The sequence below is a fragment of the Peristeroidobacter soli genome (assembly GCF_004138485.1).
Lineage (GTDB): Bacteria > Pseudomonadota > Gammaproteobacteria > Steroidobacterales > Steroidobacteraceae > Steroidobacter > Steroidobacter soli.
In genome coordinates, this window is the sequence record NZ_RYEV01000004.1 from 1,442,525 (window position 1) to 1,464,384 (window position 21,860).

Genomic DNA, 21,860 nt, shown 5'->3' on the forward strand with positions numbered 1-21,860 from the left:
TCGTTATAAATGTGCCGGCGTGCGCAACTGGGGCCGGGCCGACGAGTTGCTCGGATTGATCGACTCCGCCCGCCGCGAGCAACCCGTGCATCTCGATTGCTATCCCTATACAGCCGGCTCCACCATCATTCGGCCCGACCTGGCCGACGGCGAGGTCGAAATCCTGATCAACTGGTCCACCCCCCACCCCGAAGTGGCCGGACGCACGCTGAAGAGCATCGCCGAAGAGTGGGGACTGACCGAAGCGCTCGCCGCCGAGCAACTCATGCCTGGCGGCGCCAGTTATTTTCAGATGCGCGAGCAGGACATGCGGCAGATCATGCAACACCGCCGCTGCATGATCGGCTCCGATGGATTGCCCCACGATTCCTTGCCCCATCCGCGCTTGTGGGGCACGTTTCCCCGCGTGCTCGGTCGTTATGCGCGCGATCTGCAGGTGCTCAGTCTGGAGACTGCCGTTCACAAGATGACCGGTCTGTCCGCGGCAACCTTCGCTCTTCGCGATCGTGGCCGGATCGCGGTGGGCATGAAGGCCGACATCACTGTTTTCGATCCGGAAACGATCATCGACCGCGCCACCTACGAATCCCCTGCTCAGATGGCCGAGGGAGTGGTGCATGTTTTCGTCAACGGCGCACTCGCATGGACCGAGCGCGCCGCGACGCCGACACGCAACGGCCGATTCCTGCCTCGTACTCTCTGAGTCTCAATACGGCCCACCGCTGCTCCCGTTTGAATTCGGGTTCACATTCTTGATGCATGCGCAGGGACCGATGAGTGGCCCAAGCTTCTCTTTCGCAAGCTGTTGCATGATGCGGTAGCCCGCTCGGTTTGGATGCACACCGTCGTTGCCGAGCTCTGGCTTGAGCTCACCGGCGGCCCCAGCGAGCGCTGCATGATAGTCGATGTATTCCAATCGATTCTGGGCCGCGTACTCACGCAACCAGGTATTGAGCGCCCTGATTGCCGGCACAGGGTCGATCTGGGGGCGCCAGTTGAATGAGGCAGTGGGCGGAATGCTGCCTAGAACGACACGGATGCCATTGGCCCGCGCCAGCTCCACCATGGAAAGGATATTGTTCTTCACGTCCTGAGCCGTCGTTGGCCCGGTGTTGCCGGCAACGTCGTTGGTACCGGCCATGATGTGCACGACCGTTGGCTTGAGCGCAACGACATCGGCACGAAAGCGCACCAGCAGCTGCGGTGTCGTCTGCCCGCCGATGCCTCGATTGACCACACCCTGCTCGAAAAATTTGGGATCCGCGAGCAACCAGTTCTCGGTGATCGAATCTCCAATGAAAACCACGCGAGGCCGTTCACCGCTGGCCTGCAGAGCTTCGTTGGCCGCGCGGTAACGACACAAGCCCGCCCAGTCCTGGGCACCGAGCCGACGATTCGCCTCGACGAAGCGGCTGAAATCGGGATCCTTGATCAGCCGCTCGATGTCGGCAGGCTCGAGCCGGCGAGATTTCATGAACAGATCCTCGAGCAGATCGCGTGCGCCAGCACTGAGAGGCGTGGCGGCAGGGCACGGCTGGTCGACGATACCCACCGGCGCCTTGGTCTGCTGAGGGTCCGCGCTCTGAGCCTGGACCAGCGGTGCCAGCAATAGCGCGGTCAGCACCGGCATCGACGACCACATCGGTTTCATCAGTTCCCCGTTTACTCTGACGCGCCCCGCGAGCGACATTAATCCCTTATGCAAACGATTGCTACAACTTTGCAGACAGATCCGATACAGTGCTCCCGCTCAACGAATCCAGGGGGAGTTCATGCGCATCCATCGCCTCCGGCGTGGCAATCGTTGCCGCGCCATCCAGCTTCTGGCGCTCGCCGGGCTGTGCTTCGCCGTGTCGAATGCAAGCCTGGCCCAGACCGCCTCGACACCACCGGCGGTCGAAATCGACCAGGACGGCACTGTGCATGTTCCGTCGCACAGCGTACCGATGTCCGCGTTCCTGAGCCCAGCAGGCAAGGCGTACGTCACGGAGCATCTGCTGAACATGCAGAACCCCGCGATGCGCGGCGAAGAAAACGGCATTCCTGTGCTGCTGAAAGGCTATCTCGCGCGCCAGAAGGCGCTGTTCGAAGTCGAGCGCAAAGACATTTCACTAGGTGGCGTGCACGCCTACGAGTACCTGCCGAAGAGCGGCGTGTCCTCGCCCAATCGCAATCGGGTGCTCATCAACCTCCATGGTGGAGGATTCATGGGCTGCTGGCCGGCATGCGCGGAACTGGAATCCATCCCGGTCGCCGCAATGGGACGCATCCGGGTGGTGAGTCTCGATTACCGGCAAGGTCCTAAACATCGGTTTCCCGCCGCGAGCGAAGACGTCGCCTCTGCCTATCGCGAACTGCTCAAGAGCTATCGAGCCGAAGATATCGGGATCTATGGTTGTTCCGCCGGCGGCATGCTCACCGGCATGGCGGTGGCGTGGTTTCAGCAGCATTCGCTGCCTCGCCCGGGAGCGGTGGGAATTCTTTGTGCGGGTATGACGCTCGCGCCAAACGGATTCGGCGGCGACGCCGCGTATACGAGCGCTGCGATTGGCGAGAGCCGCGTGCCGCCGCGCGCACCTCGCGGAGACACACCTGCAACTTCCGCCCTTCCCTACCTTGCCGGTGTATCGATCACCGATCCTTTGGCCGCCCCAGCCAGCTCGCCCGCGGTTCTCGCCAAATTTCCTCCCACGCTCATCGTCTCGGGTACGAGAGCTTTCGATCTGAGTTCCGCCGTGCACACGCACGCTCTGCTCGTGAAGCAAGGCGTCGAAACGGACCTGCATGTCTGGGAGGGCATGTTTCACGGCTTCTTCTACAACGTCGACGTGCCCGAATCTCGCGACTGCTACGACGTCATCGTGAAGTTCTTCGACAAACATCTGGGGCAGAAGACATGACTCGCCTCGACCGCCGCCAGCTGCTCACCGCAGGAGGCTCGCTGCTGCTGGCAGCAACTACAGCCCACTCGGCCGCCGCAACGACCAAACCCAGCGCTCCGCGCCGTCCCAGAATCCTGCCGCAGAGCTGGATCGATGCGCCGACCCTTCCGGTCTGGCCGGGCGACGCTCCCGGCGCATCCGATTTCAAGCCCCAGCCATTGCCGCCGGACTCACCGCCGGTGTTCTTGCGTAATGTTCTGAAACCCGATCTTCACGTGTTTCGACCCGAGCGCGCCAATGGTCACGCCGTGCTCGTCATCCCCGGCGGCGCGTACTGGTTCGTATCGGTGGCCAACGAAGGTGCGGAGCTTGCAGAACGCTTGACTCCCATGGGAATCACGGTCTTCGTGCTCACGTATCGCCTGCCTGGCGAAGGTTGGAAACATCGTGCCGACGTGCCGCTCCAGGATGCACAGCGGGCCATGCGTGTCATACGTTCCAACGCGTCGCGATTCGCGATCGACGCCGACAAGGTGAGCGTATTGGGCTTCTCGGCCGGCGGACATCTGGCCGCGACGCTCGCGACAAGCTACGCCGACCCAGCGTACGCCCGTGTCGATTCAGCAGATGAGCTGAGTGCGCAGCCACTCGCCGTCGCGCTGATCTATCCCGTGATCACGATGGACGCAAAGTGGACTCATGAGATGTCACGCAAGCTGCTGCTCGGTGACCAACCCAGCGATGCCGAGATCCAGCGGCGTTCGGCGGAACGACACGTCAGCGCCGGCACACCGCCTGGCTTTGTCGTGCACGCATACGACGATGAAGCCGTCCCCGTCGAGAACAGCATCCGCTTCGTGGACGCGATGCGCGCCGCGAAGCGACCGGTCGAAGCGCATTTTCTGCAGCAGGGAGGCCATGCGTTCGGCGTCGGCATCCCCGGCACATCATCGGACGAATGGACGCCGACCTTTGCCAAATGGCTCGCCAGAACGGCGTGACGCCCCTGACCTGAGGTCAGGGGCTGGCGGTTTCGCCGATCAGGTCCAGCAAGCCGTCGACGATGGCGGTTTCGGCGCAGCCGGGCTTCAGTTTCGAAGACACGACCTCGAACGTGTTGTAGCCGAACGCCGCATCGTTGGGGATGTAACCCGACGGTGCCGCGCCATTGGTGAGCGTCGCCATCATCGTATGTTTCAGCGGCGATTCCGACTTCAAGCGCTGGGCGATGGTGTTGAAGACCTCTGCGTTGACGCCGGCGATCGCGATGTCCCCCAGCCTCACCAGGCTGAGCTGAATCGGAATCGGATCGGCGTCCACGTACGTGCCGGCAAATCCAGCGCGACCGGTATCCGTGCGCTTGCGCCCCGGACAGCTCACTGATTTCTGCGCGCCCGCAATCCGTGCCTCGGTCATCGGACGCTCTGCATTCGCGCGCATGACGTGCAGCACCTCTTCGCCGAGCATCTGCCCCATCGAGTTTGCCATCTGCCGCTGTTGTTTCATCAGCTTCGCAACTCGGGGGTCGCGCTTGTTCAGGCCCTGCCCTCCCGGTGGCATGGCATTACTGATGTCGATGCCGCGAGTCGCATGTTCCTTGATACGAATGTCCCGTAAATCGTAGGTCTGTTGAAAGTAGATCGGATTCTGATCCCCGGCCGCGCCCGTGGACCAGACCGCCACAGCTTGATCGTCGAGGGAGTCCTCGATGTATCGCGAGGCCGCGCCGGGAATGTCGCCGCTGATCTGATCGAGCTGTCCATTCAGCACGGCATGCACGGCGTAGTTGTAGTACACCGCGATGGGGCGACCATCGAGCGCCTCGAAATCGAGGACCGCGACCGTCTTGTCGGAAACGCCTTCGTAGTTCGGCCCCTCCCACCACCGATGCGTCTTGGGATCGATGATGTTGCGGTTGACATTGATATAGGAAACACCCGTGCCGTAAGCGATGCGCGCGGGCTGCAGCCGGCCAGCTGCTTGCGAGATCGCCGCGACGATACGCGGCGCTAACTCCCGTGCGATACCGAAGGGGACGCTGTGGGTATGAGTGGCGGTGAGCAGCACATGACTCGCAGGAATTCGAAGCTCACGCTCCGCCTGCTGACTGACCTGTGTATAGACATCCGTGGGTAGGCCGCCAGCATCGACTGTGACCAATGCGGCCCGAGTCGCTCCGTCATCGACCACGATGGCACGAATGAAAATCGGATCGTTGATGCCCTCGTACCCTTTCGGTAGCGCTTTCTCACTGGGCGTGATGTCGGCTCGCGCCGCACCGACGCTCAGCGCCGCGCTGACTGGCGGCGAAGCGAGACAGCCAACCACCAAGCCAGCGACCACGAGCGATTGAAATGTCATGCGAGCTCCTCGATCGGTTACTGGAAGTCCGCTCGAAACCGCAGACCGACCGTGCGAGGCGTCGGCCCCGCACCGGAGTCCCGCCCGGCGTTGCCGATAATCGAAGGTCCTCGCTCGTCGGTGAGATTGTCGCCAATGAGCGCAACCTCGTACGCGCCCAAGCGCACGCCGAGCGTTGCGTTTATCAGGCTGTATGAGTCGGCATACTGCCCAATCGACTGCAAACGGTTGCCGACCTGGCCATAGCCCACGTTGCCGAAGCCCTCCAGCGCGTCCGTGAAGCTGGTGCTGTAGGAAACATCGAGGCGCGAGGTGCGCTGGATCGAGTTGACCATGCGCGAGCCCGGCCGGAACAACGGCAGCGCGGCTTGCACCGCCGGAGCGACTCGATCGAACTCCGATTTGTTGGCGTTACCGACCCAGCCGACGATGAGTCCCTCGAGCGGCGTGTGCCATTGGATCTCATAATCCAGCCCCTTCGAGGTCGCATCGCCGAAGTTCGAGAATCCGTTCACGCCGACGATGCCACCGGGAGTATTCGTCTGCAGGTTTTTGTACTCGGTCTGGTATAGATTCAAGCCGATCGAGAGATCGCGGCTCGGCAGGCGCCATTTCAGTCCGACTTCATAGTTCTTGGAAGTCTCCGGCTCGAGCGCGATGTCCGCTGGCACGCCCGCCAGCCGCAGCGACTCGGCTTGCACCTGCGATTGGACGATACCCGCCCGGAAGCCGGTGGACGCAGTGACGAACATGGTCAGATCGTCGGTCGGGAGCCAGGAAAGGTTCACACGCCAGGTGTCGACATCCTTGGTCGACTCCAACGAACTGGTCGCATCCTCGAACGTGCGCTTGTCGTGATACGTGCGCAGTCCCAATAGCGGCACGAGCTTGCCATCGAACAGGTCGTAGCTGACTTCACCGAAGAACGCGTAGTTCTCCGTCAGGGTGTTGTTATCGGCATCGATGGAGACGCCGGGGCGTTCGAGCTGATTGTCCTGCGGTCCTTCACCGTCCTGGTAGGACGCACCAACGACCCAGTGCAGCGGTCCCGCGCCGGTCGAGTACGCGCGCAGCTCTTGAGCAAACATTTCAGGATAGAACTGACTCGAAAAGAAGCCCGACGGGGATTGCGGAATGTTGATGCCGAAGTGACCTTTCAGATCGCTGGTGGCACTGGTGATCGAGAAGCTCTCGAAGTCGATGTTGGCGGTGAAGCTCCACAACTCGAAATTGCCGTCCGCAAAACTGTTCTGTCCAGCCGTATTCTGATAGTACGACCCCGAGACCGAAGCCAGATTTCCCGTGAACCCCTGCCTCGGACGAAACTTCCAGTATTGACCGTGCAAGCTGATGTTGTCGGTGGGCTTGAACAGCGCGGCGACCCGGATGTCGTCATCGTTCACCTCGTTGACCCCCTTCCGATCCGGCGTGCCGTCGTAAAGCCCGTTGTACGCGTCCGCCCAGCCCGGGTTGTACGAGTGACCGCCGCTGATACGAACGGCAAGACGATCCTGGAGCAACGGGATCGAAACCGCGCCCGCAACGCCATAGTTCATGGAGTCGGCGCCCTCGGTCGATCCGACTTCGGCTTCACCGATGAACTTGAAATCGTTGAGGTCCGGATCGCGTGAGTGAAAGATGAAGACACCGCCGGAAGAGCCCTGGCCGTACAGCGTTCCTTGCGGACCGCGCAGCACTTCCACCCGCTCTATGTCGATGAATCGCACCGGCGGTGCGATACCAAAATTGGTGACGATGAACGGCACATCGTCGAGGTAGTAGCCGATCGGCGAATCGCCGTTGGCATTGCTGCCGCCGGCACCGCGCAGATTGTAGGACCGCGACGCGACCGACTGCCGCTGCCCTTCGAACGCGCCGGGGATGGCGGTCACCAGATCGTCGATGGTCGCGATGTTCCTTTCCTTCAGCGACTCACCGTCGAAAGCCTGGATGGCCAGCGGCACCTCCTGCAACGATTGCGCCCCGGTCTTCGCCGCCGTGACCGTGACCTCTTCGAGTCCGGTACGCGACACATTGGAACGTTCAGCGTTCTGCGCCAAGGCCAGATTGGACATGGTCGCAAGCATGCCCAGGCTCACCAATCTCACTCTATCCACGATGCGCCCCCTTCTCGTTCGTTATCGGCTCTTCTAATTTGCAATCGGCAGCTCGAGCGCCGCGACGCGCCGGCTCCATCGGTTGCGGATGACGATACCCCGACTTTCCCGGTAATGCAATCGATTGCGCAACCGATGCAGGCGAGCCTACAGTCAGGCCATGAGTACAACGGTAGCGTGCATCGGCGAGTTGCTATGGGACATCCTGCCGGCGCACCGCGTGCTGGGCGGGGCGCCCGCCAATGTGGCCCATCATCTGTCGCGGCTGGGATGGGACTCACGGCTCATCACTCGCGTCGGCACCGACGAACGCGGCGAAGCTGCGCTCAGGACCTTGAACCAGCGCGGCGTACGGACGACGGACGTTCAAGTCGACCTGGCGCTCCCCACTGGCGCCGCCTATGTGAAGCTGGAAGGCGCGCAGGCACAGTACGAGTTCGAGACCCCTGCCGCATGGGATGCGATCGAGGCACCCGCTGCTCGCATGGATGCCGTGATATTCGGCTCGCTGGCTCAGCGTGACCCAAGATCCGCTGCAGCGATTCGCAAGCTGGTGCGCGAAGCCTCAATGTCGTTCTACGATGTGAATCTGCGAGCGCCATACACCAAACTCGACCTCGTCATCGAATCGCTGCAGCTTGCCACGGTGGTGAAGGTCAATGAAACCGAGATCGCCGCACTGGCATGTGAGCTTCGTCTGCCGATTCAGCCAGCGGAATTCTCAGCTGCCATCGCTGGCATGTTTCCCGTACGGATGGTGTGTGTGTCGTTGGGAGCACGAGGCGCGGGCCTTTGGAGCGGTGGCCGATGGATCGAACTGCCGGCTCCGCGTATCGCAGTTGTCGACACGATCGGTGCGGGCGACGCGTTCTTCGCGGGCCTGGTGGACGGCCTGTTGAGCGCGCGCTCGCTCGACGACGCGCTGTCACGCGCCATCACATTGGGCAGTTTCGTCGCAACCCGCTCGGGAGGCACGCCCGACTATCAGGCGCAAGACCTGGCACTCTGAGGACTCAAGCCGACGGGGTGGCTCGAACCTCGAAGCGGCGGCGGCGCAAGTCCACGTCGAGCTCGAGCTTGTGCCGTTCGAGCGACCACTGCATCGACAGTACATGCGAGGGCGCATCGCGTAGCGTGAACGTACCCTGCATCGCCGGGTGATGATTGCGTAGCCGGATCAACTCGAACAGGCGCTGCGTCATCGGTTTCGCAAGCGCCTCCTGGATTTCTTCCGGCGAGAAATAGTGCCGGTTGATATCTCGCCCCACGCCCGTGCGCGCGAGCAGGTCCATGTCGTTCGTGCCTCCGAGCAGACCGACATAGTAGATCTGAGGAATACCCGGCAAGAAAAGCTGGATGGCACGCGCCGCAAGATATGCCTCGACATCACGGCCACAAGCATCGAAGTAAGTGCAGTTCACCTGGTAGAGGTCGAGGTTGGATGCCGACTCGCCCGTCGCGAGCCGGCTCTGCCCACGGCTGTTTTCGTGAATGTAGTCCACCAGCTGCTCCAGCTCGCCTGGCGGCACCAGCCCCGGCCGACTGCCGGCGCTGCCGATATCGACGATGCCGATACCGTCGTGTGTATCCAGCACCGTGATGGAATTGTTCGGACGCAGCTGGATCCAGCGGGCCAGTGGGCCGGCATTCCCATGGCAGAACGCGTGCAGAATGAGTGGCGGCAATGCGAAGTCGTAGACCCAATCCACTTGTGCCGCGATGGCGAGCTGAGTCTCATAGTGCGAATGAATTTCGACCAGCACTTCCATGCCCCGCCGGCGCGCGTCATCGGTGAGCTCGCGAATGAAGGCAAAGGTCTCGGGCAGCATGAAGCAGCTCGTGCCACGCCGTTTGATGGCGTATCCCACCGCATCGAGGCGGATCGAACGCACGCCCGAGCGCTCGAAGCGCTCGAGGATCGAGGCGAGATAAGCCTTCCCTGCCGCGCCCTCCACATCGATGTCGATCTGGTTGCGGGTGAATGTGGTCCACACCTCGCGGGTCTCCCCACTTGCCAGTGTTACCTCACTGAAGGGGTGTGCGGACTGTGTTCGGTAGATGAGATCGAGTTCGGCCTGCGTGGCGCCACCGGGAAACACGGCACCCGGCTTCAGGACCAGGCCGCTCCAGGGCGATGCATCTCCTCGCGCGATGAAGTCGAGAAACTGCGGCGACTCGCTCGAGATGTGATTCACGATCAGGTCTGCCATCACCTCGACGCGCTCGCTCAACGCAGCGAGGTCGCTCCATGTGCCGAGTCGCGGATCGATCTTGGTATGATCCTTCGGATCGAAACCCGCATCGGCGCCGTCGATGGGATCGAAGAACGGCAGCACATGGACGCCTCCGAACAAACCCGCCAACGGACCGTCGAGCAACGCCGAGAGCTGCGCGATGCCGCCACCCGAGAGTCGATCGACATAACATACCAGTTGGGTTTGCGGCTTCATGGAGGAGCATGCTAGCGGTTTTGCAACAGTATGCAAACGATTGTAATCTGTGTAAAGTACGCCATCGCCGCTAGTGGACACCATGACGCGCACAGATCATCCGGCCACCGACTTCGTGCTCCGCGCCCTGCTGTGCGCCATGTTTTTCGTATTTGCGATGACCACCGACGCGGTCGGCAGCATCATTCCGCTGGTCATCGATGAATTTCATCTGTCGCTGTCACAGGCCAGCGCCTTTCAGTACGCGACCATGGGGGCCATCGCCGTAGGTGCCGTGCTCTTCGGATCCCTGGTCGAAAAGCTCGGACGCAAAGCGACCATAGTGATCGGCCTGAGCGCTTACGCGGCCGCCTGCCTCGCGTTTCTCGGCGGCAACTCGTTTGTGATATTCACCGCACTACTCTCTCTCGGGGGTGTGGGGATTGCCGTGTTCAAGGTCGGCGCGCTCGCATTGCTGGGTGATATCTCCCCGACTCAGACACGGCACACCTCGACAATGAACCTGATCGAAGGATTCTTTGCCGTGGGCGCCATCGTCGGTCCGGCACTGGTTGCGCTCCTGATCGCAGCAGACATGCATTGGAAATACTTGTATGCAATCGCTGCCGGGTTTTGTGGGCTACTCATCGTCATTGCGATAGCCACGCCTTTCCCGCGATATCAGCACGCCGGCACGGAGCGCGTCAGCCTCTGGCGCACCCTCTCGTTCGTTCGCGATCCGCACGCGCTCGGCTTCTCCGTTCTCATCATGCTGTATGTCGGCATCGAAACCGCCATCTATGTCTGGATGCCTACCTTCCTGAAGCTCGGCCCGTCCGGCGCAGTGTCCGCCTGGGCACTGAGCGCTTTCTTCATGTGCCGCGCGATCGGCCGTTTCCTTGGCGCCTGGCTGCTGACCCGCTTCTCCTGGCAAGCGACGCTAGGCGTCTTCAGTGTGGCCATCCTCGCGTGCTTCGCAGGCAGCTTGTTCGGCGGCCCCGCGCTCGCTGCGTACCTCCTGCCGGCCTCCGGCCTGTTCATGTCCGTGATGTATCCGAGCCTCAATTCCAAGGGCATCAGCGGATTTGCGCGTCATGACCACGCGGCGGTGGCAGGACTGATTCTGTTCTTCACCGCGATTGCCGCTGCAGCGGCCCCGCTGGCGATGGGCGCAGTGGGTGACGCGTTTGGGGGCGTCGGCGCGGGCTTCGGGCTGGCGACAATATGGGCCGCCTTGCTCGCTCTCGCGCTCATCTATAACTGGCTGCGCGATCCCGCCGGCAGTCGGCTGGCCAGAGTGGAAACCGAACGCGCTTCAGCCGTCCCGGGCCTGTCGTAAGACATGGGGTACACTGCGCCCGACGCAGGTCACCGACTGCCGGCTCCGAATGACCAAACGCACTCGAAAAACAGCTGACAAAGCCCCAAAGATGGCCGACATCGCCCGGCTCGCGGGGGTTCATGTATCGACTGTATCGCGCGCGCTCGCCGGCAATCCGTTGGTGGAAAGCACCCAACGAGAGAAAATCCTCAAGATCGCCCAAGACCGTGGCTATGTGCCGAACACAGCCGCCGCCAACCTGAGACTACGGCGGACCCAAACCTTGAGCGTGGTCATCCCGCTTCATCACGAGGCCGGCCAGGCGCTCACCGACCCCTTCTTCGTCAGCATGCTCGGCCACCTCGCCGATGAGATTACGCAACGCGGCTATGGGATGTATTTGAAGAAGGTGCTGCCGCCGGCGACCAACTGGCTGCAAGGGCTGGTTCAGTCGCATCGTGCCGATGGCGTCATTGTCATCGGGCAAAGCACCGAGCACGCGGCTATCGAAGCCGTCTCGAAAACCTATCCTCCATTGGTTGTTTGGGGCGGCCACTTGCAGCAGCAATCCTATTGCACGGTGGGTAGCGACAACGTGGGTGGAGCGCGTGCAGCCGTGGAGCATCTCATCCAGAGCGGACGCAAGCGCATCGTGTTCATGGGCGATTCGAACATCCCCGAGATGCGCCTGCGTCAGGACGGTTATCGACTGGCGCTCGCACAAGCATCACGGAGCGCCACTGCGGATGTGCAGATTCCCTCACATATGACCGCAGACGCTGCATACGAGGCGATGCGAGCATACATCCGCGAGGGCGAGAAGTTTGACGCCGTTTTCGCGGCCACGGATGTCATTGCCATCAGCGCTATTCGCGCGCTTGCCGCGTCCGGCCTCTCTGTGCCGAAGGATGTCGCCGTTGTCGGGTTCGACGACATCCCGATGTCCGCCTATACCAACCCACCGCTGACCACGGTGCGTCAGGATTTGCAGCGTGGCGCGAAGATCCTGGTCGACCTCGTGCTACGACGCATCGATGGCGAAGACACGCCTTCGGCCACCATGCCGGCTGAGCTGATCGTTCGGGAATCGAGCGGAGCGCGCCGCAAGTAGGATGCTTTCGACCACGGCGCGGCGGTAAGCCGCTGGAAAGTGCTCCCGATGGACACTCCTCACTGCAACGGGCCGCCTCGTGAGGCGACGTACTGCGACAGACACAGAGCCGTTCATGGCCGATAGGCCCAAAAACGACCTCTAAGAAATAGCATAATAATCAATAAGATGCGTTGCAGATGGTCGCATTCAGTTGCAGCCTGTGACACGGCTGTTAACATGCGCGTCCCGTCGGGGCATGGCGCAGTCTGGTAGCGCATCTGCTTTGGGAGCAGAGGGTCGCAGGTTCGAATCCTGCTGCCCCGACCACCTCACCCTGGAGCAGGGTTGCAGGGTTTAGCCGGATCAGGCCGCTCGTTCGTTACCGGACAGTCTCCCTCAACGTCGCCACTGCTTCATCACGCGCCACCGCGCGTACTGCTCGACCTTCGCCGCATCGTCGTCTTCACGATCCAGCAACCAGAAACTGAACCAGTCCAGATTCCGCTGCATCGAATAAAAGCGGTGCTCGGGTCGGTAGAAGCTATGTCCCTCCGCTGGATAGACGTAGAGCTCGACCGGGACGTTGCGGGCACGCAAGGCTGCGTACATCTCCATCTGATAGTGGGCAGCGAACGCATCCGCCTCCACCAGCACGGGCGCGCGTACCCGATGAGTACGCAATGCCGGCGACCTGGCAATGTAGTTATCCAACGTTGGCGGATATGGCGGACCGCCCCAATAATGCTCCTGGACGATCCGTCCGGCTTCCTTGCCGGTGTACCAGTACGTGCCAGGCTCGGCGAGGCTGCCACCATTCAGCACGCCAGCGACGCGGATCAGATCCGGCCTCTCGGTGATAGCGAATTGCACCCAAAAGCCGCCCCAACTATGGCCCGTGAAGCCTACCTTGTCGCGATCGATGAGCCCCTCGCCGGCCAGCCGTTCGATCGCGGCTTCGAGCGTCGCCAACGGCTCGAGCGCCAGTGCCGCCAGGCCGCTGCTGCCGGTCACACCTTGGTCCACGCGAGGGCCGTTGATCAGTAGCACGGCGATGCCCCGCTCGCTCAAAGGCTGTGCGGGATAAGACGTGAGCTGAGCGCTGGCGGCAGTCACGAATTCGCCATTGAAGTTGTACGCCATCACCAGCAACGGATAACCACTTTCGGGACGCTGCGTGGTAGGCGTCAACAAATAGCCGGTCGCCTCCAGGCCGGAACGATTGCGCCAGCGCAGTTCCTGCACGTGAGTAAGCGTCGCCGTGTCGAGGTCGGGGTTGATGAGCACGTTCTTCAGTACACGCTGCTTGCCCGAACGCAGATCGACGATGGCCAGTCGCGGCGGCAGATTGGGTGACTGCACGATGCACGCCACCTGCGTGCCCACCACCACGCCGCAGTCCGACACCTTGAACTCTTCCGAGGACAATCGCTGCAGCCGCGAACCATCGCCAGAAAGGTGATACAGACCAGTCTTGGCTCGACGCTCGCGCGTACCGGTCAGCTCGACGACAAAACCCGCTGCGGATTGCAGGAACGGTCCGAACTGCGCTGCGATGTCATCACGGATCTGCGTCTCTCGACCCGAGGCAATATCGATGTCGCTCAGCGTCCGACGCTGCAACATCTCCTGATAATGCATCACGGCCAGGCGCGCACCGTCGTTCGACCACGCCAGAGCATCGTGAGATTCGGAGACGTCCCACGCCTTGGACAACACCCTCACCTGCCCGCTGTTCATCTCGAGCAACGCCACGCCTGCGCCGAGATCACTCTTCGTTTGCTGGCCCTCGAAGGCGAACGCAATGCTCGCCGCATCGGGCGCCCACCTCAGCAGCGTGATCGCGGCGCCTTGCGCGGCTGTCGTTTGCCACAGCAATCGCGGTGCCTGCGAGTCCAAACAGTGCACGAACAACTGCGCCACGTACTGGTGATAGAGCGAGCCCATCGACATGTTTCGGTCGTCATACAGCACGCCCGCCCGCACATGCTCATCGCCCGCGACGGGAAAGACCTGGCTTCGCGCCGTAAAAGCGATACAACGCCCATCGGGCGAGGCCACGTACTCAATGACGCCGATCGGTGTCGTCTGCCCCGGCGTCATTTGCTTCGACCAGTCATCGGGCGCCGTCGTTCGATGCTGAATCAGCGGCGTCACCGTCCCATTCAGCGACGTCCGCCACAGCTGCTTCGAACCGCCGCGCGTCGACAGAAACGAAAGCGCCTGACCGTCGCGCATCCAGTGCAGCCCCGAGATTTCCTCTTCCTCGATGAGTTTGCGTGGCGCCCCGCCCGACACATCGGCCAGGTACAAGGCCGCGCGATAACAGTCGCAATCACGGAACGCCTGCTTCACCACGAACGCCACCTGGCGACCGTCCGGCGAAAGCTGCGGTTCACGAAACTCACGCAGCGAAACGATCTCATCCAAAGTGATCGGCGCCGGCGCAGTCGACGACCGAGTGCGCGTCAGCGCGATACGTGACTGCGCCTGAGGCTCGGCGAGCGCCGGTAGCGAAGCTAATGAGCACAGTGCTATCGCGCTGAGTATGGCCACCCCCGCAGGAGTGCGCATCATTGCCACCGCCCCGTCAGCTGCACGTAGACGTAGCGGCCGCGAATGTCCCCTTGCGCCGGGTCGTAGCCGACGATGCTCGATTGGAAGCTCGACACTTGCGGCAGGCGATCGAGCAGATTGACCACTCCCACATCGATGGCGAACGACTGCATCAGCCGGGACTGCGGCAGATATGCGCCGGGGTTGATCTGAGCGCTGGCGTCCATCAGCCAGAAGTTTCCGATCCTACGGTCACCGTCATAGTCGGTGTAGCGCCCCACGTAGCGCCCCACCACCCTCGTGCTGAGTGCCGCGGACTGCCACGCGAGCGAAGCCGAACCTCGCCATCGGGGTGCCCAGTTGCCGCTACTCTGCGCAAAGCCCGCTGCGTCGACGCTTGGCGCGCCAGGAATCAAGCTCACGTCGTACTTGTAAGTCTGAGTCGCGGCAAGCGATGGCTGCAGCTTGCCGCGACCGATCGCAATGGCATACGCAGCTCGATAGTCGAGGCCCGCGACCTGCAACTCTCCGAAGTTCACCGCGGTCGAATCGACTCGCGTGATCGGACAAGGCAACCCGCCGATACAGCTCGACGCTCGTGTAACGTTCGCACCGAACAGCGGCTCGTTGTCGATCAACGTCTGTGGCGACAGCGACTGCACGGCATGCTCCAGTCGCAGGTCCCAATGTGTGATCGACAACTGCAGATCAGGATTCTGCTCATCGGCGTACACCACACCAAACGAGGTCGACCGGCCGGTTTCCGGATCGAGCCCGGGATTGCCGCCGCTCACACAAGTCGTGATCCCGCCCTCGTGGTTGCGCAGGGGATCGACGATGGTGCAGGTGTTGGACACTACTTGCGGCCGATGCAGCGCGTACAGCGACGGGGCCTTGAATGCCCGGCCGTAGTCGGCACGTATCAGCCATGCCGCATGCGGCCGCCACTCCAACCCGACTTGCGGCGTCCATTCGCTGCCGAAGTCGTCGTAGTCATCGAAACGACCGGCGAGCGTGATGCCGAGCGTGTCGCGACGAGCACCCGACGCGTCGCCGCCGATCAACGGCAAGCGAGCCTCGGCAAACACGCTGCTGTTCTGGCGTCGGTACTCGCTGTACGTGTTGAGCGGGTAGTACGGCAGCTCGTTGATGATGTTCGTCGACAGTCGGGTCCGGTTGTATTCAGCTCCCACGGCCAACTGCATCGCGCCCGCCGGCAGCATCAGAGGCTCGCCCCGAAGCAGCGCCGAGACGGTCATCGTGCGGCCCTCATAGGCACGCCGCCAGTCGAAGAACAGCGAATCGAGCACCGCGCTTCTGGCAGGCACACCCGTGGTCAACGGATTGAGTGCGGTGGCCGGATCGCTGGAGTTCAAGGCACTCTGAATCGCCGCGACGTTGGATCCGCCGTGAGTCTGTCGCGTGTCGCTGTCATCACGCGCATCCGTGAACACCAGCTCCCAATCCCACATGCTGCCGAACTTGCCTCGGGCGCCGCCGACGAGATTCATGAAATCGCTGTGCAGCTCCAGGGTCGGAATCGGCACGTGATCGAAGAAGTAGGTGACGCCGACGGCCTGCCCGAAAGGATTGAACGGATTGTTCGCACCCAGCGTATACGCGGAATAGCGCGAAGCCGGCACCCCGATCAGATTCTGGCGAACCACGGCACTGGCCTGATCGACACGCGTCAACATGGCATTGAAGAACAACTCGGTCGCAGGCGTGAGCGCGTACTCTCCTCGCACGATCATCCCTACTCGTTCCGACTTCGGAATGATTCCGCTCTCGCCACGCACGTTGCAACTGTTCAAGGTGCCCGCGGTTGGCAAGAAGTCCGCTGTCGTCAACGTGCCACTCGCGCCGCTCGGAACAGCCGCGTATGAAGCGCCGCCAAGACCGGGCAATGGCGAACCATCGAGGCTGAATACATTCCCTGGATTGCAGGCCAGCGGCTCGATCGAGCCCACTGCATTGGTCGTCACTTCGCGCTCATCGGCCGTGAGTGTGGACCGCGTTTGATAGCTGCCGATCACCGACAGGTTGCCGCGCTCCCAGGTGCGCCCCCAACCCAGGTCCGCAAACTGCTCGTCCGTATCGTTCGCCGCTCCGTAGCGCAGATGCCCTTCGAAACCGTCGAGGTGTTCCTTCAAGGCGATGTTCACGACACCCGCGATGGCATCGCTGCCGTAAATCGCCGACGAGCCTTGCGCCAGAATCTCGACTCGCTCGACCGCCGCCAGCGGAATGTTGTTCAGATCGAAGTATGTGCCCCCCTGCGCGCCGGAGGTCACCACCCGCCGCCCATCCACCAGCACCAGGGTCGTGCCGAGCGGCAGGCCGCGCAGTTGCACTGTCGTGGCGCCGCCGAGGCTGGTGTAACCATTCTCTGTCCTCGCGACCGAGACTTCGGGCAGCGTATTGAAAAAGTCCGCCAGCGTGGTCTGGCCGCTCTGTTCGATCTGCGCGCGGCTATATCGTTTGACGTCCTGCGGACCTTCGGCGGCTCGCGCAATACGCGAGCCCGTTACCACGATCTCCTGAAGCTGCGCACCTTCCTGCAACGACTGCTTTGGCTCCTTCACACGAATCGCCACGGTTTTCTCGCTCACGAATTCGAATTGCAAGCCGGTCCCTGCGAGCAGTTTCTCGAGGGCCTCCCGACTCGTGGCGGCCACGTGTAAAGCCGGCGCCATGACATCGGCAACGACCGGTGGATCGAACAGAACATTCAGTCGGGCTTGCGCACCCAAGGCGCGTAATGAATCTGCCAGCGGCTGCCGCGGCAAATCGAACTGCATGGCCGATTGAGCGAAGGCCAGCGTGGCCGCACCCATCAGCAGCGTGCTCGCCACGAGATGGCGAACATGACGACGAACATTGAAAGACATGTGGTTCACTCCCCATTGCCGCCTTCCCTTGCGACGTTGCTGTTATCGAGGAGTTAGACACCGCGGCACCAGGTAACCCCCTCGCTACCTGGCGTGCCCCGAAATGACGATGCGTTCGGGCTCTTCCCGAATCATCAGACCGTGCGTCCTGGCCAGAGCGCGGGCGAACTCCACTGAGTCGCCGGCTTGAAAAATGCCGCTCACGCGCACTTCATTCGCTCCGTCGCCGATCTCGATCGGCAGGCCACTATAGCGATTCATCTCGGCAACGGCTTCCGCCAGCGGCGTCCGGTCGAGGGAGATCAGACCACGCTGCCACGCCGTGGCGCGTTCGATGTCCGGCCGGTCCAGGGTCGCGGGTCGATCGGTCGACAGCGTCAGACGCTGCCCTGGCGCGAGCACGACGGCTTGCGATACCGCGGGGCCCGCGGTTACCGGGTCGGCAGGAGCAATCGACACTTTTCCCTCGATCAGAGTGATTGCAATGTCATCGACAATCTTCCGCACGGTGAACGAAGTACCCAGCGCGCGGACCTCCTGCTCGCCAACCGCCACCACGAACGGCCAGGCCTCGTCGCGGGCGACATCGAAGCGAGCCTCACCGGATTGCAACAGCACCCGCCGCTGCGATCGATCGAAGCTCACCCGCAAGCGAGTCGCAGTGTTGAGCGTGACTCGAGTGCCGTCATCGAGCTTCACCGTGCGCCGCTCTCCCACACCTGACGACAGCGTCGTGCCGCCCAACCCCGGCACCAGGAACGCAAACGCAAGCATGGCGATCAGTATGCAAGCCGCCGACGCGCGCAACCACGCTTGGCGCCTGGAGGCTGCTTGCGCATGGCTGTGCGCCAACTTGCCTCGCTGACGGCTGAGCACGTTGCTCTTCAGACGGGACGACTGTTCCCACAGCTCCGTCATACGCTCGAACACCACGGGATGCACCGGGTCCGCCGCCAACCAGCGTTGAAAACTCTGCTCGTCCGCTGCGGTCCGATCGTTGCCATGCAGGCGAGCGAGCCAGGCCGCGGCTTCGGCTCGAACCGCCACGGACGACTGCGCCGCCGCCCCTGACTCGCGCGTCATGTTTTCTCCCTCTCCTCGTCGGCCTGCGACAGCGCCAGCATCGCACGGGCAATGCGCCGCTCCACCGCCTTGGCCGTCGTGCCACAGAGCGCTGCGATCTGCGTGTAACTCAACCCCTCCACCCGATGCAGCAGAAAGGCCTCACGGGTCGGCTCGCTGAGGCACCCGAGGGTGCGCTCCATCCGCCGCAGACTTTGCTCGGCTGCGAGCAACTCGTCCGATCCGGGAGACGCAACCTCGTCCTCCAAGATCAACATGCCGGCCTCGGCATTGAGTCGACGGCGAACATCGCGATGGGCGTTGATCGACAGCCGTATCGCGGTTCGAACCAAGAAAGCCTCCGGCTCGCGCACTTCTCCGCCTTTCTGGTAGTACGCCTGCAGCCGCAGGAAAGCGCTCTGGATCACATCCTCCGCATCCTCGGCTCGCTGAACCCTGCCGCGCAGCAGTCGCTGCAGCCGAACTCGCAGACTCGCCAATACGGACGTCGCAGTCATGTCAACGCAGTATGGATAGGGGAGCGCTACGAACCAAGCTGATTATTTTTGTGGATGTCGCGGGGGTTTCGGGACGCGGAGGTGTCCTTGCAGACAGCAGGCCGTACCACGGATGCGCATGCTTCCGGCCCACCAAGCGGTGAGTGAAGCTCGCCTCCTATCACGAGGAACCGAATCGAACCGTGCCGAGCCGCGCGTCGGGATTGAACAGTCTCTGCAAGTCTCCCGCGATCGCCAGGCGGTTCGCGGCGGTGTAGCGCTCATACATGGCAACGTTGTAGGGCCCGACGCCGTGCTCGGCGCTGAAGCTGCCACGAAACTGCCGCACGAGAGCATCGTAAACAAACTCGCGCACATGCTGGATGGTTGCCGCATCGGGCGGCACGCCGCAATCGTGCGGCCACACCAGATTGAGATGCAGGCCGCCATCGCCGAGGTGTCCGAAATCGCAGACCTGCAGGTGCGGCCAACGTTGCCGCAATTCCTGGATCATGAAGTCGCGCAACGCCAGTATCGCCGAGCGACGCACGGAAATATCGAATGCGATGACCGTGCCGGCGTCCCGCAAACAGTCGCTGATCCCATGTCGCAACTGCCAACTCTCCTCTGCCCGTCCAAGCAGTGCGTCCGCCAACGGCGCTTCGTCGCCATCGGCCAAGGCAGCCAGAGCACTTTCGAGAATACGTTCCAGATCGACGCCCATCGACGTGGACGCCGCCGATGTGAGCTCGACCAGGATCGCCAGTTCCGGCACGTCCGCGTCGAAAGGATTTCGGACCTGCGGACGAAAACGAAACACACACTCCATCGCGGCACGAGACATTGCCTCGAACGACGTCAGCAACTCTCCACAACTCATTTCGAGGGTACGCAGCAGTTCCATAGCTGACGCAGCAGTCCGCGGCACCAGTAGGGCTGTTGCACGCTGCCGCGGCAACGGATGGACTTCGAGCACAGCCGCAGTGATAAATCCGAAAGCGCCACTGGTTCCGACGAAAAGTTGTTTGAGATCGACGCCCGAATTGTCCTTGCGCAGGCCACTCATCAGCTCGAGGTGGGTGGCGTCCTCGTTCGCCAGCACGACCTCCAACCCCAGCAGGTTGCGCCGGACATCGCCGTACTTCATCAAGCGGGCGCCGCCGGTATTGGCGGCAATCATCCCGCCGATCGACGGATTGGCGCCGAGATCGATCGGGAAACAAAGGCCATGCGGGCGGAGCCGATCGTTCAAGGACTGCAGCAGGACCCCGGCGCCGACACGAACGGTACGGTTGTGAACATCCAGATCGATCTCGTGCCGCATGCGCTCGAAGCTGACGATGACCTGATCGCCGCTGTCATCTGGCGAAGCGGCTGCGACCAGACCGGTATTTGCTCCCTGCGCGATCAGACGCAGCCCATGCTTGTGAGCCCATCGCACGATTTGCTGAACTTCAAGCGCATCGCGAGGGCGGACGACACACGCGGCGCGGCCTGAGCCATATCGCGTGCCGCGCTCATATCCCGCAAGCTCGGCGGGGTCGGACAGCACAGCCTTAGGCCCGAGAAGCGCGATCAACTCGGTAAGCGTCGCATCCCGATCGACCATGTTTCGAAGATCCTTACGCGACCGCAGTCATCTTGAAAATGCCCTGCGCGTTGCCGCTGTCGAAGCTCAAGTCGAGCCGGCCTTGTGAGTCTGGCAGCGGATCGCGCTCGATAAATTCATAGAACGAACCGGGCACTGCGCGCTTCACCAGAGCACCCTCCTGGGCAACGAAATCGCGCTTCACGCTGGCAGCAAAATACGCCGTCTGCCGCACGCGGCCTGAGCCGGAGATCTCGACCGCGGCCTTCATCGGGCGCCCGAGAGCCTTCTGAGCATCGGCCACGGCCCCGATGTGTCGCACCCGCTCAGTGACGTGATTGAAAGCGTTGCCTTCCGTCGCGATCCAGGCCATCTCCGCCGATTCACGCAGCAGGGTCTCATAGTCCGCCAGGTTTGGTGCCGCGTGCTGTCGCTCGAAACACGGCACGATCTGCGACAACAACGTGCGCGCCTGGTCATAGGGCAGCTCACGCTCATGACGCAGGCGAGCCAGGGACAAATGCGCCTCCTTCGGTAAGGGGTCACGAGAGGTGCCGATGACGCGCTCCGCCGCGGCTCGAAACTCAAACGAAAAATCTGTCAGCGAAATCTCGCTGACGAAGAACTGCGCGATATCTTCAGGGTGATCTTTGTGAGTAAAGGCCCGCCCCACCATGTGAATGCGCGGCAGCGGGTATGTTCCAGTCACCTCGAAGCCCAGCGGTTCGAGAATGCGAGCAAACGCGTGATGACCACTGGGCAGCGCGAGCGGCGTCGAGCATGCGACCGTGCGTAGAGCGCCGTGATCGAAGTGCACGCGACCGCCTTCACTCACAACGTCGCCGACTCGCTGCGCGGCCGCTGGCACACGTTCCAGCAGATCCGCGAACAGAATCATATTCATCGCTTGGGCGAGCACCGCGCGCGGGACGCGGGCGTGGTGATCCTCGAGCAAGGACGGCGCTACGAAAACCTGCGCCAGAAGATTTCCCGCCCGCACTGGACCGACGCAGTCACGCAGCAGCTTTTCGAGGGTCGACGGTGTTGGATTGGTCATGGAAATAGT

Annotated in this window: 16 protein-coding genes and 1 tRNA gene; 7 read left to right on the plus strand and 10 right to left on the minus strand. The window is 62.3% G+C overall.

What is annotated here, in order from left to right:
* Positions 1–19 precede the first annotated feature (19 nt).
* Entirely contained in the window at positions 20–703 is a 684-nt protein-coding gene (locus tag EKO19_RS21255) for an amidohydrolase family protein (protein WP_217705498.1), read from the plus strand.
* A gap of 3 nt (positions 704–706) precedes the next feature.
* Here the strand turns inward: EKO19_RS21255 and EKO19_RS21260 are convergent, their stop codons facing one another.
* Positions 707–1,651, minus strand: a complete 945-nt coding sequence (locus EKO19_RS21260) for an SGNH/GDSL hydrolase family protein (protein ID WP_217705499.1) — start codon at positions 1,649–1,651, stop codon at positions 707–709.
* A gap of 121 nt (positions 1,652–1,772) precedes the next feature.
* Between EKO19_RS21260 and EKO19_RS21265 the strand changes: the two genes are divergently transcribed.
* Together EKO19_RS21265 and EKO19_RS21270 are read left to right on the plus strand one after the other, a co-directional pair.
* On the plus strand, positions 1,773–2,900 hold the full coding sequence (locus EKO19_RS21265) for an alpha/beta hydrolase (RefSeq protein ID WP_129778431.1): 1,128 nt from the start codon (positions 1,773–1,775) through the stop codon (positions 2,898–2,900).
* Positions 2,897–3,883, plus strand: a complete 987-nt coding sequence (locus tag EKO19_RS21270) for an alpha/beta hydrolase (RefSeq protein WP_129778432.1) — start codon at positions 2,897–2,899, stop codon at positions 3,881–3,883. The genes EKO19_RS21265 and EKO19_RS21270 overlap by 4 nt, the downstream gene beginning before the upstream one ends.
* A gap of 16 nt (positions 3,884–3,899) precedes the next feature.
* Here EKO19_RS21270 and EKO19_RS21275 read toward each other — a convergent pair whose 3' ends face one another.
* Together EKO19_RS21275 and EKO19_RS21280 are read right to left on the minus strand one after the other, a co-directional pair.
* Positions 3,900–5,243 (minus strand): neutral/alkaline non-lysosomal ceramidase N-terminal domain-containing protein, encoded by a 1,344-nt coding sequence (locus EKO19_RS21275; RefSeq protein ID WP_129778433.1) that lies wholly within the window; start codon positions 5,241–5,243, stop codon positions 3,900–3,902.
* A 17-nt stretch (positions 5,244–5,260) separates the two neighbouring features.
* Positions 5,261–7,360, minus strand: a complete 2,100-nt coding sequence (locus EKO19_RS21280) for a TonB-dependent receptor (protein WP_217705500.1) — start codon at positions 7,358–7,360, stop codon at positions 5,261–5,263.
* Positions 7,361–7,520: 160 nt separating this feature from the next.
* On the opposite strand from EKO19_RS21280, the gene EKO19_RS21285 reads away from it, so the two are divergent.
* Positions 7,521–8,369, plus strand: coding sequence for a carbohydrate kinase family protein (locus EKO19_RS21285; protein ID WP_129778434.1), 849 nt, complete (start codon positions 7,521–7,523; stop codon positions 8,367–8,369).
* Between the two features lie 4 nt (positions 8,370–8,373).
* Here EKO19_RS21285 and gtfA read toward each other — a convergent pair whose 3' ends face one another.
* Positions 8,374–9,810: a sucrose phosphorylase gene (gene gtfA, locus EKO19_RS21290; RefSeq protein ID WP_129778435.1), complete on the minus strand. Its 1,437-nt coding sequence runs from the start codon at positions 9,808–9,810 to the stop codon at positions 8,374–8,376.
* A gap of 82 nt (positions 9,811–9,892) precedes the next feature.
* Here gtfA and EKO19_RS21295 point away from each other — a divergent pair, with 82 nt between their 5' ends.
* The 3 genes from EKO19_RS21295 (at position 9,893) to EKO19_RS21305 (ending at position 12,530) form a co-directional block, all read left to right on the plus strand.
* Entirely contained in the window at positions 9,893–11,128 is a 1,236-nt protein-coding gene (locus tag EKO19_RS21295) for an MFS transporter (protein WP_129778436.1), read from the plus strand.
* 91 nt (positions 11,129–11,219) lie between these two features.
* Entirely contained in the window at positions 11,220–12,221 is a 1,002-nt protein-coding gene (locus EKO19_RS21300; protein WP_129778437.1) for a LacI family DNA-binding transcriptional regulator, read from the plus strand.
* Positions 12,222–12,453: 232 nt separating this feature from the next.
* Positions 12,454–12,530 (plus strand) — tRNA-Pro (locus EKO19_RS21305).
* A gap of 69 nt (positions 12,531–12,599) precedes the next feature.
* Here the strand turns inward: EKO19_RS21305 and EKO19_RS21310 are convergent.
* The 6 genes from EKO19_RS21310 to EKO19_RS21335 all read right to left on the minus strand — a co-directional run bounded on the left by EKO19_RS21310 (position 12,600) and on the right by EKO19_RS21335 (position 21,851).
* On the minus strand, positions 12,600–14,777 hold the full coding sequence (locus tag EKO19_RS21310) for a prolyl oligopeptidase family serine peptidase (RefSeq protein ID WP_129778438.1): 2,178 nt from the start codon (positions 14,775–14,777) through the stop codon (positions 12,600–12,602).
* Positions 14,774–17,647, minus strand: a complete 2,874-nt coding sequence (locus EKO19_RS21315) for a TonB-dependent receptor (RefSeq protein ID WP_129778439.1) — start codon at positions 17,645–17,647, stop codon at positions 14,774–14,776. The genes EKO19_RS21310 and EKO19_RS21315 overlap by 4 nt, the downstream gene beginning before the upstream one ends.
* A gap of 84 nt (positions 17,648–17,731) precedes the next feature.
* On the minus strand, positions 17,732–18,730 hold the full coding sequence (locus EKO19_RS21320; RefSeq protein ID WP_129778440.1) for a FecR family protein: 999 nt from the start codon (positions 18,728–18,730) through the stop codon (positions 17,732–17,734).
* Entirely contained in the window at positions 18,727–19,227 is a 501-nt protein-coding gene (locus EKO19_RS21325; protein WP_129778441.1) for an RNA polymerase sigma factor, read from the minus strand. The genes EKO19_RS21320 and EKO19_RS21325 overlap by 4 nt, the downstream gene beginning before the upstream one ends.
* 160 nt (positions 19,228–19,387) lie before the next feature.
* A complete protein-coding gene (locus EKO19_RS39950) occupies positions 19,388–20,815 on the minus strand; it encodes an FAD-binding oxidoreductase (RefSeq protein WP_129778442.1) in 1,428 nt (475 codons plus the stop codon).
* A gap of 13 nt (positions 20,816–20,828) precedes the next feature.
* A complete protein-coding gene (locus tag EKO19_RS21335; protein ID WP_129778443.1) occupies positions 20,829–21,851 on the minus strand; it encodes a 2-oxoadipate dioxygenase/decarboxylase family protein in 1,023 nt (340 codons plus the stop codon).
* Positions 21,852–21,860: the final 9 nt, after the last annotated feature.

Bases quoted from the DNA above. Each gene is read 5' to 3' on its own strand.
- EKO19_RS21260 (WP_217705499.1), bottom strand. From the start codon at position 1,651: ATGAAACCGATGTGGTCGTCGATGCCGGTGCTGACCGCGCTATTGCTG.
- EKO19_RS21265 (WP_129778431.1), top strand. From the start codon at position 1,773: ATGCGCATCCATCGCCTCCGGCGTGGCAATCGTTGCCGCGCCATCCAG.
- EKO19_RS21270 (WP_129778432.1), top strand. From the start codon at position 2,897: ATGACTCGCCTCGACCGCCGCCAGCTGCTCACCGCAGGAGGCTCGCTG.
- EKO19_RS21275 (WP_129778433.1), bottom strand. From the start codon at position 5,243: ATGACATTTCAATCGCTCGTGGTCGCTGGCTTGGTGGTTGGCTGTCTC.
- EKO19_RS21285 (WP_129778434.1), top strand. From the start codon at position 7,521: ATGAGTACAACGGTAGCGTGCATCGGCGAGTTGCTATGGGACATCCTG.
- gtfA (WP_129778435.1), bottom strand. From the start codon at position 9,810: ATGAAGCCGCAAACCCAACTGGTATGTTATGTCGATCGACTCTCGGGT.
- EKO19_RS21295 (WP_129778436.1), top strand. From the start codon at position 9,893: ATGACGCGCACAGATCATCCGGCCACCGACTTCGTGCTCCGCGCCCTG.
- EKO19_RS21300 (WP_129778437.1), top strand. From the start codon at position 11,220: ATGGCCGACATCGCCCGGCTCGCGGGGGTTCATGTATCGACTGTATCG.
- EKO19_RS21310 (WP_129778438.1), bottom strand. From the start codon at position 14,777: ATGATGCGCACTCCTGCGGGGGTGGCCATACTCAGCGCGATAGCACTG.
- EKO19_RS21315 (WP_129778439.1), bottom strand. From the start codon at position 17,647: ATGTCTTTCAATGTTCGTCGTCATGTTCGCCATCTCGTGGCGAGCACG.
- EKO19_RS21320 (WP_129778440.1), bottom strand. From the start codon at position 18,730: ATGACGCGCGAGTCAGGGGCGGCGGCGCAGTCGTCCGTGGCGGTTCGA.
- EKO19_RS21325 (WP_129778441.1), bottom strand. From the start codon at position 19,227: ATGACTGCGACGTCCGTATTGGCGAGTCTGCGAGTTCGGCTGCAGCGA.
- EKO19_RS39950 (WP_129778442.1), bottom strand. From the start codon at position 20,815: ATGGTCGATCGGGATGCGACGCTTACCGAGTTGATCGCGCTTCTCGGG.
- EKO19_RS21335 (WP_129778443.1), bottom strand. From the start codon at position 21,851: ATGACCAATCCAACACCGTCGACCCTCGAAAAGCTGCTGCGTGACTGC.